Origin of the sequence: Sphingobium limneticum (assembly GCF_008710155.1) — a bacterium.
Lineage (GTDB): Bacteria > Pseudomonadota > Alphaproteobacteria > Sphingomonadales > Sphingomonadaceae > Sphingobium > Sphingobium limneticum.
The window spans coordinates 1-3,323 of record NZ_VYPZ01000070.1; the positions used below are offsets into that span (position 1 = coordinate 1).

Sequence of the window (3,323 nt, forward strand, 5' to 3'; positions counted from 1 at the left end):
GCCTGAAATTACCGTGATCTGAGTCATCGCACCGTTCCTAGTATCGGTGCAAACACCGGCGCTTGCACCGGTGCCATCTCGAAATATCAGCCGATCACCGCAAGGCGGCCCTCACCGGAGCGATACGAATGAGCAGGATTGGGGCGATTACATACAGGCAGGTTTCAAGCGGGACAGTTGTAGAACTGATCACTCGTTCATGCCCTGCAGTAGCAGTCCTCGACGTGGGAATTGTCCAGCATCTTCATCGCAGCACGATGCGCAGTAGTTTCAAGCTGCGCATCGGCTGAATTCGCTCAACCAGCTGCCGATATTTTAGCCGCCGCCGGTGCCATTGATACCGTGTTACGAACGTCCGCTGTGGGGAATGCATCGGGGCAGCAAAGCGGCCGACTAAGAGACTTTTTGCGGCCCTGTGATCTTACTGAACCCTACGTTGGTCAGATCCTGCGACTTGTGCCTCTTCTTTCAATTCGAGCAGGCGCTCACCTATTTTTAGTACCAGAGGAAAATCGTTCCTTACTTCCATGACGGCGTGCACGCCGACGCATTTCCAGTCACCACGTACCACGGCGACAGCCTGACGTTCTCTGATGGATTCGGCAAAATTCCAATACCAGTCACGCCAGCGGAGGGCCGCTTTCTCGAAATATCTGCCGTCCATGAGATCACTTTCGTACGCCCTCGCCTTCACCATCTTGCCGATAAAGATGATAGGGTACCAAATGTCTCCCACACGTCCCCAACGTGGCAGGTGATCGTCATGTTTGCAATCAAAGGGGTCCCACTCAAGATAGAGATGGTGGACGTCCCCATTCGTCAGATCCGTATCGCGCGGCCTACCGGTGTCGATCACATTTTTCCCCGCCGAAGCCTGCTGACCTCGAGTTAATGCAGCTATTCCATGAAAATGCTTACCATTTCAGTTGCTAAGTGGAAGAGGGATTGCAAACCGCCAAATGGTTGGGTTCCACGCTTCCCTATCTCGCTGGAAGCTTATTGATGAGCAGCAATAGAAATCGCCGAAAGAGACGAATGAAAAATATCATAGATGAAGATCGACGGGCGGACGTCTGGATCGAAGCGCGTGAAGCACTGGATTGGGCACGCGCAGCGCTGCAAAGTTATGATGGGGCCAAAGCTCTCCTCGAGGGAGCCCTTCGTGGCGGGAAGCTACACGCGCTTGCTGATGACCTCTTCGTCGAGCCTGACATGGGTAAAGTAGGAACGTGGGTCCATAACGCTACGTTGAAGAGGGCTTCTCACCTCGCGAGCGACTTGGAGCGCGGGAACATCAAGAAGAAATTTTGGTCTCAGCGCAGCGTGTCATTTTATGATGACAATCTATGGGATTGGGAGGGCAATAGGTTCGCGACAACAGATGAGCCAGAAATCATGCTTGAGTATGATGAAGATGAAAAAAATTTCATGACCAAGGTCGGCCGCAGATATGTCGCTGATGGGGTCTCCTTCTTGCATGATGAGGTCGGCGCAGTGATCGACGATCACGTGAGCAAGTTTGGCATCGTCGCAGGCAACAGCCGAAGACAGCCAAAATGGGACCGAGAAAAGATTTTTTCTCCGTACCGCAAAATGATCAAAGAAGGAAAATTTGAACAGAACTTCGGGCCGTTCGAGAAGACGGGGAAGCAGGCAAAACTCGAGGAATCCATCAAGAAGATGGCTGGTGAAGTTGACGGTAATCCGCCCTCCGAATCAACCGCCCGGCGCCTGGCTAAAGAGATTCTGAACGAATACCGCCATGACAAGAGTTTAGATCTTGAACCCTGAACCTCTTGAACCCGATGAATTTCCTTAGGGCTAAAATTAAGGCTTCTTCGTTCCCGTTCGCTGGCCACCGTGGCGCAGCGACGCCCGAGGAACGATATGGAACCATTCACTGTAACAATCGAGACGGCGCGGGAACTGACAGGACTAGGCAACACGAAGATATTCGAGTTGCTCGCCTCAGGTCAGTTGAAGCGCGTCAAGGTGGGACGCCGCACCCTTATTCCCATCGATAGCATCCGCGCTCTCATTGAGCGCGGATAGATCCTAGCTGCCGTTAGCAGCGGCTTTTCCCAAAATCGAAAGACTGGAAACGCTGGAACCGTGTGGCTCCGGCGATGGAGATCCTATGCCTACCATTCGTAAAAAGCTTAAAGCAAAATCTGTTAGCCAAAATTTATCGCCAAAAAATTTGAACGGGAAGTGGCGCCTCGCGCCAGCCAGCTTTGCCTTATCCACCGTCAATTCGGAAGCGAGTGAGTTGACCGCTTTCGAGAAAGCCTATCTGTCAGATGTTGACCCGGAGTTTTGGAGCGAACTGCGCATGGCGTGGTGTCGCTTTTGTCAGCAGGCCAAGGATGCAGTGGCGCCGTTAATACCTGTCCTCACACATCACACCGAAACAGGCTGGCGCGTCGAGGAAACCTCATTTCCCCTTAAAATACCTCTTATTCATAAGGCAAAGGGTCGCGCAACGAAGGGTTTTCCCAATTCGATTAGTCGGATTGTGCCTGTCACGATACATGCGCCTGCTGATCGGGCAGCTGAACCGCACCGGGATTGCCGGAGGCCAGTTTTCTTAAATTAGGCAGCCAGTGGGACGTCGTCCAGCATAGCGTAGTAGCGTTGCTCGGCTTCGACGGGCGGAATGTTTCCGATCGGCTCCAGCAGGCGCCTGTTGTTGAACCAATCGACCCATTCCAAGGTAGCGTATTCGACGGCTTCGAATGAGCGCCAAGGGCCTCCACGGTGGATCACCTCGGCCTTGTAAAGACCGTTGATCGTCTCGGCTAAAGCGTTGTCGTAGCTGTCGCCGACGCTGCCGACGGATGGCTCGATGCCGGCTTCCGCGAGACGTTCGGTGTACTTGATGGACACGTATTGCGAACCGCGGTCGCTATGATGGACCAGGCCACCGCGATGAACAGGCCGTCGGTCGTGGATAGCCTGCTCAAGCGCATCCAGCACGAAGCTGGCGTGCGCTGTCCGGCTGACACGCCAGCCCACGATATAGCGAGCGTAGACGTCGATCACGAAGGCGACGTAGACGAACCCCGCCCAGGTCGCGACATAGGTGAAGTCGGAGACCCATAGCATGTTTGGCGCTGGAGCATGGAACTGGCGGTTGACCTGATCGAGCGGGCATGGCGCCGCCTTGTCCGCAATCGTGGTGCGAACCGGCTTGCCGGGGACTGTCAGGATTTCCGTGTGTGGCCGGGCATAATGGGCAACAAGGAGTCCCACTATGTCACGACGCAAAGAACCTGCCATACCGAATGAGCTTCTCGATCAGCTTTTGGCGGGCGGCGCTGCCA

General features: G+C 54.3%; 4 protein-coding genes and 1 pseudogene. 3 read left to right on the top strand and 2 right to left on the bottom strand.

The features are described from left to right. Positions 1-421 precede the first annotated feature (421 nt). A complete protein-coding gene (locus F4U94_RS23885) occupies positions 422-856 on the bottom strand; it encodes a hypothetical protein (RefSeq protein ID WP_120249912.1) in 435 nt (144 codons plus the stop codon). A 179-nt stretch (positions 857-1,035) separates the two neighbouring features. Here F4U94_RS23885 and F4U94_RS23890 point away from each other — a divergent pair, with 179 nt between their 5' ends. The 3 genes from F4U94_RS23890 (at position 1,036) to F4U94_RS23900 (ending at position 2,596) form a co-directional block, all read left to right on the top strand. Beyond that, positions 1,036-1,791 carry a hypothetical protein gene (locus F4U94_RS23890; protein WP_120249913.1) on the top strand — a complete coding sequence of 252 codons (756 nt, stop codon included), beginning with the start codon at positions 1,036-1,038 and terminating at the stop codon, positions 1,789-1,791. A 96-nt stretch (positions 1,792-1,887) separates the two neighbouring features. After that, positions 1,888-2,052 (top strand): excisionase family DNA-binding protein, encoded by a 165-nt coding sequence (locus F4U94_RS25660; RefSeq protein ID WP_232015924.1) that lies wholly within the window; start codon positions 1,888-1,890, stop codon positions 2,050-2,052. Between the two features lie 85 nt (positions 2,053-2,137). Beyond that, positions 2,138-2,596 carry a hypothetical protein gene (locus F4U94_RS23900; RefSeq protein WP_145986208.1) on the top strand — a complete coding sequence of 153 codons (459 nt, stop codon included), beginning with the start codon at positions 2,138-2,140 and terminating at the stop codon, positions 2,594-2,596. On the opposite strand, the pseudogene F4U94_RS23905 reads toward F4U94_RS23900, so the two are convergent. Continuing rightward, positions 2,593-3,201 (bottom strand): annotated as a pseudogene (locus F4U94_RS23905) (IS3 family transposase); the annotation flags it as partial. The gene F4U94_RS23900 and the pseudogene F4U94_RS23905 overlap by 4 nt on opposite strands. Between the last annotated feature and the right edge of the window lie 122 nt (positions 3,202-3,323).